This window comes from Flavobacterium ajazii (genome assembly GCF_010614725.1).
GTDB lineage: Bacteria > Bacteroidota > Bacteroidia > Flavobacteriales > Flavobacteriaceae > Flavobacterium > Flavobacterium ajazii.
Genome location: NZ_JAAEHL010000001.1, coordinates 501034 through 516634 on the forward strand (window position 1 = coordinate 501034; position 15601 = coordinate 516634).

Annotated in this window: 6 protein-coding genes; all 6 read right to left on the reverse strand. The window is 34.0% G+C overall.

The features are described 5' to 3' along the window. Positions 1 to 27: 27 nt before the first annotated feature. Positions 28 to 1665, reverse strand: coding sequence for a sodium/sugar symporter (locus tag GWR14_RS01945; RefSeq protein ID WP_163407263.1), 1638 nt, complete (start codon positions 1663 to 1665; stop codon positions 28 to 30). Between the two features lie 77 nt (positions 1666 to 1742). Next, positions 1743 to 2891 carry an acyltransferase family protein gene (locus GWR14_RS01950; RefSeq protein ID WP_163407264.1) on the reverse strand — a complete coding sequence of 383 codons (1149 nt, stop codon included), beginning with the start codon at positions 2889 to 2891 and terminating at the stop codon, positions 1743 to 1745. 249 nt (positions 2892 to 3140) lie between these two features. Beyond that, positions 3141 to 6281 carry a glycoside hydrolase family 2 TIM barrel-domain containing protein gene (locus GWR14_RS01955; protein ID WP_163407265.1) on the reverse strand — a complete coding sequence of 1047 codons (3141 nt, stop codon included), beginning with the start codon at positions 6279 to 6281 and terminating at the stop codon, positions 3141 to 3143. A 64-nt stretch (positions 6282 to 6345) separates the two neighbouring features. Then, entirely contained in the window at positions 6346 to 7218 is an 873-nt protein-coding gene (locus GWR14_RS01960) for an inositol oxygenase family protein (protein WP_163407266.1), read from the reverse strand. A gap of 495 nt (positions 7219 to 7713) precedes the next feature. Then, positions 7714 to 11358 carry a DUF2339 domain-containing protein gene (locus GWR14_RS01965; protein ID WP_163407267.1) on the reverse strand — a complete coding sequence of 1215 codons (3645 nt, stop codon included), beginning with the start codon at positions 11356 to 11358 and terminating at the stop codon, positions 7714 to 7716. A gap of 179 nt (positions 11359 to 11537) precedes the next feature. Continuing rightward, positions 11538 to 15572, reverse strand: a complete 4035-nt coding sequence (locus GWR14_RS01970; protein ID WP_163407268.1) for a hybrid sensor histidine kinase/response regulator — start codon at positions 15570 to 15572, stop codon at positions 11538 to 11540. Positions 15573 to 15601: the final 29 nt, after the last annotated feature.

Genomic DNA, 15601 nt, shown 5'->3' on the forward strand with positions numbered 1-15601 from the left:
TTTCATTTATATTACCCTCAATTATGTTTACCAAAACACAGTATATAATGCTACTAATATTCCACTAATAATAAAGGAACCAATAATAAACTCTGAAGAAACTTTAAACATTGATGTATCTACCTCTATACTATGAGTTTGCTGCTGTTGTTCTGATGAAGGTTTCAAAAGACTAATCACTATCATTAAAATTACGATTATAAAGAAAGAAATCGTCATTCGGTCTAAAAACGGATAATCAGGAAAGGCTCCGTTGGTCCACATTGGCAGAAATTTTAATACAGCAGCAACAGGTACTGTAAATAATGCTCCGGCAAGTCCGGCTGCCGGTGTAGTTCTTTTCCAAAACATTCCCAATAAAAAGATAGCCAAAACTCCCGGTGAAAAGAAACCAACATATTCCTGTATAAATTGATAAGCCTGATCTAAAGATTTTAATTGAGGTGCCACAACAGCCGCAATTATCATACAAACTATTACACAGCCTCTTCCGGTAAGTACCAGTTTTCTTTCTGTTGCTTCTCTGTTGAAATACTTTTTATAAATATCTAAAGAAAAAATAGTCGAAATACTATTGGCTTTACCAGCCAAAGATGCTACAATTGCCGCTGTTAAAGCTGCCAGTGCTACTCCTTTTAATCCGGCCGGCAATAAATTCATTAATGTTGGGTAAGCGTGATCCGGTTTTAAAACCCCTGCTGCATCTACCATTTCCTGCTGAAACATTCCGTTTTGGTGCATTACATACATGGCAATCCCCGGTAAAACGGCAATAATTGGAACTAATAGTTTTAAAAATGCTGCAAATAAAATTCCTTTTCGGGCTGTTTTTAAATCGGCTCCCAAGGCTCTCTGAACAATGTACTGATTACATCCCCAATAGGCCAGATTATTGATTAACATCCCTCCTACCAATACCGACATTCCCGGTAGTTCAGCGTAATGCGGATTCGATTTCTCTAAAATCATGTGCAAATGACCAGGTGCTTCGTCAGCAATAACCGCAAGTCCTTTTAAAATGTCTTTTCCAAAACCAAACTGCTCTGATAACAAGGTTAATGCTAAATACGTCGTTACCAAACCTCCCAAAATTAGTACTATCACCTGAAACATATCGGTATAGCCAATTACTTTCATTCCGCCTAAAGTCACAATGATCGAGAACAAACTCAGTCCAATCACACAAAACTGAAAACTGACAGGTGCTATCGATGAAATGGCTAAAGCACCTAAATAAATAATAGACGTAAGGTTTACAAATACATATATTAATAACCAGATTATGGCCATTATCGTACTTACTGTTCCGTTATATCTTTTAGCCAAAAACTGTGGCATGGTAAAGATTTTGTTTTTAAGATAGACAGGAAGAATAAACATAGCTACGATAATCAACGTTGCTGCCGACATCCATTCGTAAGAAGCAATCGCCAGTCCGATGGCAAAACCGGAACCGCTCATGCCTATAAAATGTTCTGCTGAAATATTAGAGGCAATTAAGGAAGCTCCAATGGCCCACCAGGTAAGTGAGCCTTCTGCCAAAAAATAGTCATTGGAACTGGTCATTGCATTTTTCTTACTTCTGTAAATGTACATTCCGTAGGAAACAACAATCACAAAATAGATAAGAAAAACAATGTAATCTGCACTTTGTAAAGTATTCATAATGAGGTTGGTTTATTAGATAATTAGTAGTGGTGGTTTAGTTGTTTTTAGTTAGTTTAAGGTATAATTTTATAGAATCAGACTTTTAAGAACCATTTTTTCTTATATAAAAAGTAAAGCAAAACAAGCTGTACAAATGTTACCGATATAGTTGCAAATACAGGCTGCCAGCCAGGAGGAGAAAATTTAATTAATCCACCAAAGACAAAATCGGCAGTGTGTTTAAAATTGACTATACCTTCAGACGCCATATAGATCAAAATTGAATTTGAACCGATTAATACTAAAGGGAAAGCCCACTTGTGAAAGCCCATCACATCAATAATCAGGTAAAAAAATGTAAAAAACAGGATGCTGAATCCACCAACAAAACAAACAAAGGAGCTAGTCCATAAATGTTTGTTGATAGGAAAATCATAATCCCAAAGAAGCCCTGTACCTATTAAAACAATAGCCGAGGTAACCAGTATCAATATAATTTTATTTATCGAAAGAAAGTCTGCTTTGGTTTTTAAAAAAGTCCCCAAAAACATTCCCAACAAAGCTGTAGAAACGGCTGGGATGGTCGAAAATATACCTTCAGGATCATATACTTTGCTGTGTAGTCTTCCCGGAAGCAAGAGACGGTCAATGTAGCCTTCCAGTGATCCTTCTGCTGTTAGATCGCCTGCTCCAAATCCGGGAACAGGTATTAATTTCATCGCCAGATAATAACCTATCAAAATACCTGCAAACCAGATTATCTGCTTTTTTAAATCAAAATTCAAATAAATCAGTCCTGCAAAAAACCAGGCAATTCCGATTCGTCCTAGTACACTGGCAAAACGGGTTTGGTCATATCCGTCAAAACGCAATAAACCGTTGACAACAAATCCAAGGAATACCAGAATGCAAGTCCTTTTTAGCATAGACAGGTATATTTTTTTCTTTTCCTGCGAAGGAAGTTCACTTGGTGCTATTACTCCTGCCAGTTTCATTTTTTTATCGAAAGAAAACGGCATTGAAACCCCTGCAACGAATAAAAACACCGGAAAAATCATATCATAAAACGTGATTCCATCCCAGTCAGTATGATGCAATTGCGAAGACATCCAGACAAAAACCGGAATTGGGGCTGCTTTGGCCAATGCGTGAATGATATGTTCGCCGCTCATAATCCAAAACATAACAAATCCTCTCAGAACGTCTAAAGAAACTAATCTGTTATTTGTAATAATTTTGTTCATACCGGATTTATTTTAAAGCATATTTTACCTGTTGATTCCTGCATTGAGTATCAACTTATTGTTCTGTTTATATGAGTATTTATTGATTTACAAAATTATTTCGCCAAAAGTATGGCGGTTACTCTTTTTTAAATGACTTGAAAATTTACAGCAATCACGTTCATTTTATCTGAACGTGATCGGATGTAAAAGTGAAATACCTAAGTGCTAAACGGGGCAAGATTTAGCATGCTTAAATTACTTCGGTTATTATTCTATTGGTTTTATAACAAATCCGTAACTGTATTCATTTTGCGTCAGTCGGTATTGTTCATGCGGTGGCAATCCCCAGCTGTTGTCTCCTCCTAATCCACGCTGGGTTAAGTCCACACAAACTACGACTTCATTTCTTGGTGTAATATCACTGGCGTGAATATTTTTTTTAGAAATTCCGGCGTCAAAATCACTTGGATAATTATTCAGTGTACTGATTCCCAAAGGCTGCAGTCCTTTTATTTCCAGTCCTTTTCCACTATTGTCTGAAAGCGAAAACCAGCGAACATCTGTTTTATATCCATTTTCCTGCGGCCGTGTGTAAGACACGTATTGATCCGCTACTTTGCTCTTATAAATCCCTTTGAAAGCTCCTGTGTTTCTGTCCGGATAATTTTCCAAGGGGCCTCTTCCGTAATAATCCAGATTTTCAAAATTGTTTTTTAAGACGAATAGCATTCCAAAACGAGGCATTTCCGGTAAAGAGTTATTGCCTTGTTTAAATGAAGACTGAACTTCTAAAGCGCCGTTATTATTTAGAGAATATTTGATGGTATAATCTGAAAAAACATCATTAAGCTTTAATTTTGCTATGACATATTTTTTTCCGTTTTCTTCCACAACCTGAATATCCTCTAAAGTGGTATTTTTTCCGGCTGTTCTCCAGACATTACATCTAATCTGCATTTTATTTCCCATATCATTATCGGTTGGGGCTCTCCAAAAATGAGGTTCCGGATATTGTTTAAAGTATTCCTCCCCCTTTAAACTGTAATACGAAATCAACCCGGTTGTCTTACTGATCTTAACTGTAACATCTGCTGAACTCAAAACAAATTCGTTTTTATCATCCTGAATCTTAGAAGTATTTACCAGTTCTGTCTTCGTAAAATATTTATCACTTTCAATAACAAATTGTTCCCTCGCCACTTCAAAATGCTGAGGCAGTAATTCAGAACCAGTTTTGGTAAAGGCAAAAACATTCAGTAAATATTCAGTTCCTTCTTTTGCCTGTAATTTTGGCAAATCAATTTTGAACTGTTTTTTTGATTTTGGATTCAGGGAAACATAAAGGGTACCTTCTTTAATGATTTTCCCATTTTCTACAACTTGGTATTCAAAGTGGTATTTCTCCAAATTTGTGAACCCAAAATCATTTATTATTTCAATAACTCCGTTCTTAATATCAACAGATTTAAATAATATGTCCTGATATACTTTTTTTACTTCAAATGCTCCGGGATGCGGAGTACGATCCGGCCATACTAATCCGTCATTGCACCCATTTTCATCATTTGTATAATTTTGACCACCCATATCACCTCCATATGCCCAATATTCGCGTCCGATTTCATCTTTCATTTTAAATCCCTGATCTACCCAGTCCCAGATAAAACCGCCCTGCATATTTTTGCTTCCGCGAATGATATCCCAATATTCCTGAAAATTACCTGTGCTGTTTCCCATTGCATGAGCATACTCACACATAATATATGGGCGGGCAACTTCTTTACGAGCAGCATATTCTTTCATGTACGCAATTGTAGGATACATTGGGCAGATGATATCGGTGTTTTCATTTTCTTTTGCCTGTTCAAATTGTACCAAACGTGTATTGTCCCTCTTTTTTATCCATTTGTATGCATCATGAAATACAGGTCCGTTGGCACTTTCATTTCCTAATGACCAAATGATTACGGAAGGTGCATTTTTGTCCCTCTCGACCAAATTGTAAATTCTGTCCATATGAGATGCATGCCATTCCGGAAGATAACCCGGATTCGTTTTTGGATTCATCCAAATAAGGGGCTGTCCCTCTACACCCATTCCGTGGCTTTCTATATTGGCTTCATCTACAAGATACAAGCCATACTTATTACAAAGTTTAACCCATAAAATGTTATTCGGATAATGGCTGCAGCGAACGGAATTTATATTCAGCTGTTTCATCATTTTGATGTCTTTCATCATCGTGGCTTCATCCTGATAATGCCCTGTTATAGGATTATGCTCGTGGATATTGACTCCATGAACCATTAATCGTACGCCGTTTACGAGTAATTCCCCTCCTTTTAATTCTACCTTTCTAAATCCGATTTGTGTTGAAGTGGATTCAATTATACTGCCTTTTTCATCTTTTAATGATAGAACGAGTGTATATAAATTTGGTGCTTCACTGCTCCACAGCTTTGGATTGGAAACATTTTGAAAAAAACTGACTGTTTGGGTTTTGTTTGCCTCAAAATTCACTTTTAAATCTTTAACAAAAATTGCTTTCCCTGAAGCATCAATTAGTTTAGTAGTTAATTTTTGATTTTTTACAGCAACAGAAGACAGGTTTTTTAAACTTACTTCAACATTTAAACTTCCGGTTTTATAATTTGAATCCAAATCAGGTTTAGCAAAAAAATCAGAAATCCGAATAGTATCAGTACTGTACAAATAAACATTTCTGTCTATGCCCGAAAGTCTCCAGAAATCCTGATCTTCCAGATATGAACCGTCGCTCCAGCGATATACTTCTACAGCAACATCATTTTTACCCGGTTTCAGATATTTAGAAATGTCAAATTCGGCAGGGCTTTTTGTATCTTCAGTATAACCTACTTTTTCTCCGTTTACCCAAATATACATCGCCGATGTTCCTGCTTCGAAATGAAGGTAAACATGACGGTTTTTCCAGTTTTCCGGCAGTATAAAATCTCTTTTGTATGATCCAACCGGATTATCAGCATGATTGATAAATGGCGGATTCCTTTCAAAAGGATACGTAATATTGGTATAGATTGGAATTCCATAGCCTTGTAGTTCCCAGTTAGAGGGTACCTGAAGCTCTTTCCAGTTTAAAGTGCTAAAATCTGTTTTGTAAAAATCTTTTGGCCTTTGATCGGGTGTTGGGGACCAGGAAAATTTCCATTTACCATTAAGGGAAAAATACCATGGTGAGTTTTCATATTGATCACTTACAGCAGATGATTCGTCTGCATAAGGGAGAAAAGACGCTCGTGCCGGTTCTCTATTAATCTGAAATACCTGCGGATTCTCCCAGTCATTTCTGTCTTTTTCCTGTCCTGCAGCACCTGAAACAAAAATTACTAACAGACCAAATAAAAATATTTTCGTTTTGATTTTTTGCATTTAATTCTATTTTGAAATATTCCAACCCAAAGAATTATAAAATTCTAACCAATATAAATTATACTTAGAAATTCAGTTTTTCCGGCAAATATTTAGCTACTAATTCTTTATAGTATGGCAATAATGCTTTAACATCCGGTTTAACAGGCGCTTTTGTATATAAGTCGTAGGGATTAAACTTTCTTACCCAATCAAACATTTCGATATCTTTTTCATTCATCAAATGTGAATAAGCGTTTTCTTTGTGCTGAGAGTAAAACGAATGATAGCGAATCATATACAAAGCCGGATCCGGTAAATAGTCTTTCATGATCTGATATAGGTATTCATCATGTCCCCAGCTCATTTTTACATTTTCAAGACCACAATTTTCGGTATAAACTCCAAATTTAGTATTGAATCTCTCATCAGTATAATCCGGATTATCTTTGAAAAACTCAGGATAAACAATTTTATCAGAATAGGCACATCCTACAGGGAAAGTATCTCCTACAACTGCCCATTGAGGTTCTCCGAACAAACATAAAATTTTACCTAAATCATGGATAAAGCCGGTAAGTACAAACCAGTCAGGGTGACCATCTGCCCTAATCGCTTCTGAAGTCTGCAAAAGGTGTTGTGTCTGATCTAAATCAATGTCCGGGTCACTGTCGTCAACAAGTGTATTCAGGAAATCAACTGCTTCCCAAATTGACATTTGTTTTTTATTAAACTGTAAAAATTCCTGCTCTTTGCTGCATACGAAATCATAAGTCTGATACGTATGGTTTATTCTGTAAAATTCTCTAACCGTTTCTACTCTTTCTGAATCTACATAATTTCTAAACTCTTCTTTTTCTTTTACAGGTTCAGAAGGATCCGGATAACGTATTAACAAATCATCTTCCCACTCATCTAAATTATGCAACGGATTATCTGTGTCTATATTCTTTTTCATAAGATTTTAAATTAAAAGTTATAAGACAAAAATAGATTTAGTAACAGGAAACAAAATGGACTAATACATCAAAAACATGGATAGAATTTAAAATTATATGAATTTTTCAATAAAAAATAGTTATTAAAGTTATTGTGAATCAATGCCGAAGCCTTTATTTATCCATTGTACAAATTAATTTATTAAATCTAAAAGGAAAACCCGTCGGGTGAAATTGATTAAAAAAATTGATTTGATTATAAAAAGTATAAAATCAGTAGTGAACCATCATTTATAACTCAAGGAATTGATGTTATCCTGAGCGGAGTCGAAGACTTTTGAACACGAAAGAGCTTCGACTACGCTCAGCCTGACACTTATTTTTAATTTCACCCAACGGGTTACAAGGAAAAATATTTAAGATCCAAATATTTGTAGAGACGCACAACCGTGCGTCTCATTTTCTGGTTTATCAATGTGTAGATGCACTACTGTGCATCTCTACGTTTGCAATTTTTAATCAAAACGTTCTTTGTACTTTTTAAACAAAGTATTCATTACTAAAAGTACTACTCCAACGCCTAATAAAACTAAAGCCCTGATAAGGAAATCTGCATTTGATAAATCGAAAAACATAAGTCGGATTACACAAACACCGACTAACGAAAGTGAAACGTAACGGAAATATTTTTCTTTAAGGATAATTCCAAGTACTAGTAATCCTAAAGATTCTAAAATCCAAAAGAAAGTTAAGATTCCTTTGTCGAACGTGAGATACAAAAATAACCCGATGCTAAAAGTCGCCGGATAAATAATGATATTGTTCTTAAACTTGAAATCTTCGATATATTTATAAGTAATAAAAATATACAATGCTAACAGTGCAAATATGATGAGATAAACATATTCAAATTTAGATTCGTAATAAGTGAAACTAATAAAAGCTAGATGAAAATTTGCTAATAAATAATATACAACACTGATTTCTTTTTTGCTTCCTATTTTTTTATAATAAAGCCCCATGTTTATTATGGCTGTTGCCGCCCAAAATACAGGAAGCCATTTGTGTTCTAATTGTGTGAACATAATGATAGAGAGCCAAATGTTTATGACAATCTGATAATCTATCTTTAGTGATTTTATAAACTCTTTTTTGTTTATCAAAAGTGCTAAAACAATCAATAAAACGATACTTGAAAGCTGTAAGCCCCATGCAAGCAAGGTAAAATCATTAAGTTCTCTGATACTATAAAAAATAGAAGTCATAATAGATAAAACTGCAATGCCTAAAACGGCTTCCGGAGCCAGTTCTATTTTTCTGTATAGTATCAAACCAAAATTCAGGATTGCCAAAAGCATTAATAAAGGCGGTAAATAAACCACTTCAACCTGAATAAACCATAAAGCGATTACCCATATATTCTGAATAACAGGTAAAAATGCAATAAACATTTTCCCTCCTTCTTTTGGGCTTTTCATTTGAAGATAATTATAGCCTACAGATAATAAAACAAGTACTCCCTGCGTAATGTAAAGCATATTTTTACTAACTGTATTTGAATCAAAAGCAGCTAAATAAAGGCTTAAAAATATAGCCACGTTTAAAAAGACAAAAGAGTAAATATTATAACGTTTAAGTCTGTCAATTTTTTGAAAAACCCAAAAAGTAACCAATGCTAAAACTCCTAAATAAACAGGAATGTAGTCCATTTGAATACAGGAAAATCCAAAGACCAGAGCGTTAAAAAGAATGAATTCAGAATTTAATCTGTTTAACTTCCCCCAACCTGAAATCACAGCATTCGATTTGTTTCTGATTTTGTCCGCAAATAGAATATAGATTTCAATTATAGAAAGTCCAACAGCAGTTAATCCAATTTCGGTATGAGTTAAAAATCGGGTATTATAGGCAAACAAAGCGCTTCCAAAGATCGAAAATACCAAACAAAAGCCATAAAGCACTATTTGGTTATCCGTTCTAAGTGTTTTTCGTTTAAACTGAATCCATAAAAATTCGTGATTTAGCAAGGCAATACCAAACCATCCTAAAATCTGAATAATAGTATAAGACGCTAAATATTTGTATAAAAGCGAAACCAATAAACCATTTACGCCAATAATTCCAATGGTTTTGATGATTGAATCATCATTATAAAATAATTTCACAAACCAGTTACCTGTTATTACTGCAATAATCCCTAAAAAGAAGGCAATATCCAAATTAGATTTTGGTTCTGTGAGAACTAATAGGGTTCCTGTGAAAATAGTAATGATTAAAAAGATAAATCTACCTAGATCAAAAGTATTCGTTCTGAATCTGAATCGTAAACCACACCACATTAAAGCAATAAATAAAAGTGGATAAAAAAACGAGAACTCAATCGTATGATACCAACTTATAAAAAACAATATGGAAAAAAGAACAGAGAATATTCCGTTTAAGCTTAAATCTTTTTTAATGATAAAAGGATCTATTTCGAAAAACTCTTTTTTTGCAGCAGAAACAACAGAGACCAGTAATGTCATAGAAAACATTGCAATCACAGTGGCAAAAGAATTTGTAATGTGACTTTGTTCAAATGACGGATTGATGTACGTCACAAAAAAGACAAAAGCAATTAAACAGAAAATATGATTAAGTCCTAAAAATATTTTATGCAGTAAAATTTCTTTGCTTTTGTAAACTACGAATAAACAAGAAATGATTAAGAGGTATAACCCACAAGCTATAACATCAAAACCTACTTTCCAGTCGTTCAGCATTATAATAATTAAAGCAAATAGAATAAATGAAACCATTCCGTCTAAATGGTATAGCCAAAAAATCTTTTTCTTTCTGGCAAAAAGAGTTGCAAAAATACAAATGATGGCTGCAGCAAATAAAACGAAAATCTTGATTTTGCTTCCTGTGGAATGTAAAATTAAACCTGTAGCAAATAAAATCCAGTTGGTCAAATGTGTTATAAAAGCAATTCGGTCAAAACGTGTATCTGCATAAATATTACGGTATTGCATGTACATGCAACTTACAGAAACCAATATAATACCAATTATAGCAAAAATGTTTTGAGAAGGACTTAAAGAATGTGTACCCTGAGTAAACCAAATGTCAAATATGATAAAAGCAGAAATAACAATCAATAAGTGATATTCCCATTTTTCTTTATACGATAAAATTATTCCGGCAGTAGCAGTTCCTGCCGCTAATAAAAATGTAATTAAAAGTTTTTCAGGAATTACACATAAAACCAGGACACTCAGAATCACGTGAAGCGATAAGAAAGTCTGCTGTTTTATAATATAACCAACATATAAATTGATTGCAATTCCAACTCCAATGAGCGAATATGCGAGCGGAATACTATGCACAAACGTGAGTGCCGGAATTTGCGAAGCACCAAAACAGCCAAACAAAAATAAACTTGCGCCTGCACTACGAAGCCAAAGTCCTGTTTTAAACCATTTTTCTTTTTTCTGTAAAAAGAAATACGAGCCAACCAAAATTCCTGCATAAAGCCAAAGAATCAAAATTCGAAGCATTGGTGAAACTTTCAGAGCTGTATAAATGCTCAGATAACCAATTCCTAAAACCATAATAGCCGTTCCTAAAATTCCGGTCCAGTTTTCGGCAAATTGCTTTTCCAGCTTTTTTATTAGAATCGAAAATGCACTTTCTACATAAATTTCTTCTTCCTGCTTTTGAAATTCCGGTTGTGATTTTGGTTCATGTGTTTCATGAATTTCAATATTTTCTACAGCTTCCGGAGTTTCTATTGCGGAAACATTTTCTTTTTTATCTTCTGAGTAAACCGTTTGCTTTTCGTAGCTCAAAGTAAGTATTTCAAGAGCTTCATCGACAGCAGTATCTGTTTCCGTCTGAATAGTATCTCCAACAATCTCGAGTGGCACGGGAACAACCGGAGAAACAATATCTTGTACCTGTTCAGGAATTATTTCTTTTTCATGTGCTTGTTTAGCAACAAAATCAGATTGTTCAAGTTGCTTTTTGATTTCAATAATTTCCTTTTTCAAGGCATTAAAATCCTCTTTATTTTTTTTATAAAGAGAATCTAAATGTTCATTTTCTATTTTTAGTTTCGAAAGATTATTAAATAAAACAACAACGCATACAATTAATGCAAAAAGAATAAAATTCTCCATAGTTCAGATTTAGAACCGGCTAATGTAAGAATTATACTTTTAATTCAATTTTCAAAAAACACTTTCTTTTTATAAAATTGACTTTTTACATTTAGTGTACAATATGGACTATTTAACAACTCTTTTTACAGATTTTGCCTAAATATTTTTGCTTTTTTATATAATAAATTTTGGTCCCTCTAATTGATAAGCTTACTCGGAGGAAAACCAAACTGTTTTTTAAAACATCTGCTGAAATATAACGGATCATTAAACCCGACCATATTCGTTACTTCAGAAACGTTGTATTTTTTTGTTTTTAAAAGTTCTGCCGATTTTTTTAAACGGATGGTTCGGATGAATTCGTTTGGAGCCAGATCTGTCAATTCTTTTATCTTTCGGTATAGTTTTGACGAACTTACTCCCAGTTTATCACACAAAAATTCTGTTGACAAATCCAGTTCGCTCAGGTTATCATTGATTAAAGCGGTAATTTTTTCCATAAACTCTTCGTCTATTGGAGAATGGGTCAGTAAACTTACTTTGCTCTCTACTTCTCCTGAAAATTTTACTTTCAGATCTAATCGTGATTTGATAACATTCTCGATAACTGATTTTAATAATGTTGGTTCAAAAGGTTTCACCAGGTAACCATCGGCACCTGTTTCGTATCCTTTAACTTTGTCAACATTTTCCCCTAATGCCGTTAGGAGTACAACCGGAATATGGCTGATAAATTCATCGTTTTTTAGTTCTTTGCAAAATTCTAGCCCATCCATTACAGGCATCATTACATCGGCAACACATAAAATTGGCTTTATTTGTCGGCAAATTTTAAGACCTTCTTCCCCATTCTCTGCATCATACACTTTATAATAATCAGAGAGAAAATCTACCAGATATTTTCTAAGCTCACTGTTATCCTCAATAACCAGTATTTTTTGTTTCAATTCGGTATTCTGAATCGTTTTTTTAACTGATTTTTCAGGAATCAGCATGCTCAGATTATCATTTTTCAAAGCATACTCAAAAACTTCTTTGCTTTCATAAGAAACACGATCTATCGGAATTTCAACCCTGAATGTACTTCCTTTACCTAAAGAACTTTCTACAGCGATTGATCCTTTGTGAATCGCTACTAATGATTTTACCAAAGACAAACCAATACCTGAACCCGTATTATGAGCTTTACTGTTGGTTGCCTGATAAAATCGTTTGAAGATTTTTTCCTGACTTTTCAGCGGAATTCCGATACCATCATCAATTACTTCAATAACTAGAATTTCATCTGTATTGTTTTTTAGTCGGATGAATAAATCTACATTTCCGTATTTATTAGTAAACTTCAAAGCATTGGATAACAGGTTGTAAAGAATTTTATCATACTTATCATTATCTACCCATCCCTCAATAGATTCGTCCTCAGTAATAAAATTCAATTTGATTTTTTTGTTGAAAGCCATTTCTTTGAAAGAATCAAAAATGTTTTTCGAATAGCTCAGAATATCAGTTTTTGTGACCTTAAGTTTCAATTCACCTGATTGTGCTTTTCTAAAATCAAGTACCTGATTTACCAGATTCAATAGCCTGCTGGCATTTTGATAAATAAGATTGTACCTGCTTTTTTCATAATCTGTAGCATTACTGTTTTCGTCCAGTAATTGCTTTGCAGGACCTAAAATAAGTGTTAACGGTGTTCTTAACTCATGAGAAATATTGGTAAAAAATCGAAGCTTTTCGTTATTCAGTTTTACATCATGCTCCCTGTTTACTTTTTCGGTAAGCAATTCCTGTTTCAAGCGAATACGGTTTTTAATTTCTCTTCTGATAAAATAAAAAATAAGGGTCAGAAGCAGGAAAAACAATAAAAATGAGATTGGAGTAAGCCAAAATGGTGGAAGTACTTTGATTTTATAAGAAACAACCTTACTCCAATTGCCGTCGCTATTAGCCGATTTTATTTTAAACACATAACTTCCAGGATAAAGGTTGGTGTACTGAACGGTTCTTGAATTGCTGTTTGCTGATATCCAGTCCTTATCAAAACCTTCAAGCATGTATTGAAATTTATTCAGCTTTTCATTTGCAAATGAAGGAGTTGAAAACTGAAGAGAAAAGTTTCGGTTCTTGTAATTGAGTTCTACTTCTTTACCGTAATTCAGCTCTTTTGAAAGCGGAACATCACCGTTGATCTCCATTTCCGGAAACACCTCTTCATTCTGGATTTTAAATTCGGTAATTACCGGTAAAGGTGACCATTTATTTCTTTTCATCGATTGCGGTGAAAAAGAAATAATACCGTTTTTACCGCCTAAATAAATATTAGAATTAAAGTTAAAAAAACCTCCTGAACTAAATACATCCAATCTGTTTCCGCTGTTTACATGGTAAATATTAATGTCTTTCAGATCAGATTTAACCCATGCAATACTGTTATTGTTGATATTTAACCACAAATCCCCTTTTGCATCTGATAACATATCCGTAACCCATTTACCCGAAAGTTCCTTAAATTTGGTTATCGTAACAAATTTGTTTTTTGAAGTATCATAACGACATAATCCAAAACGTGTCGAAGCCCAAATCCTCCCGGCTTTGTCAATCATAATATCGCTTACATTATCTTCATGCGGAGCACTGTTTTCTCTTTTGGAAAGTGTTTTATAGGTTTCAATTTTGCCCGAAATAGTATTGTATTTTACAACACCGGTTTCTGTCGCAAACCAGATATTATTTTGACCGTCTTTTTCTATGGCATTAATTTGAAAACCGGGTAATAATTTACCTTTTGAAGTCTGAACTGATAATGTTCTGGTGTCCAGAATAACCGCTCCTTCTCCAAATGAACCTACCATCATCGACTGATTGTCTATTTTATTAAAAGCAAATACAGGAGACGTTTCAAAGCCTGCAGAAATTTCTCTGGCACTATTTGAAGCATAATTATAGACTAAAATATTTCCGTTCCAGAGTCCGCAATAAAAAATCTTTCCATCATCAGAATAAATACTGGCTATGTCTTTTCCTGTATTATATAAGGGAGCAAATCCATTGGAACCTGAAATAAAAAGGCCATTATGATTGGTTACGACAATTACTTTTCCGTCATACGTTTTAGAAAAACCTCTTATACGCGGTGCCTGATTGCCTATGTAACGCGAAATATCTTTATTAAAGTTAAATTGATTTTCGTAAGGATCATACTTATCCAGTCCGTCTTCTGTTCCGATCCATAATACGCCTGAGGCATCAAAATAAAGTGCCGAAATCAAATTGTCAACGATAGAAGTGTTGTCTGACAATATGGAATAATACCATTTGTAATTCCCTTTCTGTATATCTTCTAATTGTTTGCAAACCAATAACCCTCCGAGAGTTCCTACCCAGTATTTACCATCAGGTGCCTGAGCAACTGATAAAAAATAAGGCCCTAAGCTTCCTCTGATTTCTTTGTTTTCAATATATAAGTTGGTAAAAGAATCTTTCTTTTGATCCAGTTTATAAAGCCCTTCACGGGTTCCTACGAAAATATCGGATTTTGCATCTTCATAAATAAAGTTGACATATGGGTTTTTGATATTAGAATTTGGAACTGTAAGTGTGTAATTATTAATTCTTACTATGGCACCTTTTGAATCCAGCGTTATTTTAGCCACAGATCCTTTTTCGTAACTCCCAACCCAAATATTTCCTTTTTTATCTTCAAAAATTTCTTTTACATAATCAAAACCTTTAATCGGAATCTTTTCAAATCTGTTTTCTTCAAGTAAAAACATATATGCCCCTTTGGTTTTAGTCCCAACCCAAACTCTTTTAAATTTGCCTACATGTACAGAACGAATTTCTTCTTCAGGTAAGCTGTTTGCGTTGTTTTTATTAGGCAAAAAAGTTACAAAAGCCTGAGTATCCATTTTAAAAAGCGTCAGACCTTTTCGGGTACCAATCCATAAGTGGTTTGATGCTTCATCGAGTTCTAATGCTGTAATGTCGTCATTGTATAATTTATTATTGCCAAGTGAAGAACTTAGATAATTCTTGAACTGATAGCCATCAAAACGATTCAGTCCGGAGAAAGTTCCAAACCATAAAAAACCTTTTTTATCCTGAACAATATGTCTAACAGAGTTGTGCGACAACCCATTATTATCGTTGTAATGTGTAAATTTTATATTCTGCGAATATGAATTATAAAAAATGAATACGATCAGAAATAATATGAAAGGATTTTTTCTCATAAAATAAATTATAAATAGAATTGAGGTTT